1 pseudogene is annotated in these 914 nt (G+C 68.5%); it reads right to left on the bottom strand.

The window, feature by feature from the left end:
- Nucleotides 1–914, bottom strand: a pseudogene (locus tag EN994_RS33285) (autotransporter outer membrane beta-barrel domain-containing protein); the annotation flags it as partial.

Here is a 914-nt window from a genome sequence, read left to right as displayed (position 1 = left end):
CGGCCCCCGCCCCCGCCCCCGCCTTTGCCCCCGATGCCGACCGCGGCAAAGGCGCCGGCCGCCATCGCAAACCCGCCGTCGCCGCCCGAGCCGCCGACCGACTGCGCGAAGATGCCGATCGACATATCCTTGTCCGTGCTGATCAGGCCTGTGTTTTCGACATAGACCTTCTTGCTCCCGCCGCCCGACGCGCCATCGCCGCCAAGCGAGAAGGACGGCCCGCCAACCGAGACGGCAAATCCGCCTGAGCCGCCACCGCCGCCGATCGACTGCGCCAGGATGCCATGAGACTGGACACCTTCGGTGTGTACCGCCGCGCCATTGGTGACATCGACGGTCCAGCCCGTGCCGCCGCCACCTCCCTTGCCACCGATTGTGACGTTGGCGCCGAGGCCGGCGGAAGCCGTGCCGCCGCCATTGCCGCCGCCGCCGCCGATCGACTGGGCGATGATACCCGTGGAGCGGTCACCAAGCGTGTGAATCAGCCCTGAATTGATGCCGACCGTCACTGCCTTGGCGTCGCTGGCAGTGCCGGCCTTGCCGCCGATGCTGACAGCAGCCACAAGACCCGCGCCGTTCAACGAGAAGCCGCCATTGCCACCGCCGCCGCCGACCGACTGCACGATGACGCCGGCCGAGTCCGACTGATGGGTCGTGACGTCAAGTGTTGTCGTCGAGAAGAACTTTGCCGTCCCGGCTTCGCCGCCCCCCGCGCCCGAACCACCGATGCCCACGCTTGCGTTGACGCTCAGGCCGAACTGGCCGCCGCCATTTCCGCCACCGCCACCGATCGATTGCACGATGATACCGGCCGACCTTTCGCGGAAAGTCTCGACCGAACCATTATAGGTGGCTTCCGTCGCCACGCCCTTGCCGGCCGCGCCGCCTCTTCCCCCCATGCCGAAGCCGGCAAT

It is taken from the genome of Mesorhizobium sp. M7A.F.Ca.CA.002.09.1.1 (assembly GCF_003998555.1).
GTDB lineage: Bacteria > Pseudomonadota > Alphaproteobacteria > Rhizobiales > Rhizobiaceae > Mesorhizobium > Mesorhizobium ciceri.
Note: the sequence above shows the minus strand (reverse complement) of the source record. Positions and strands in the feature narration are given on the sequence as shown.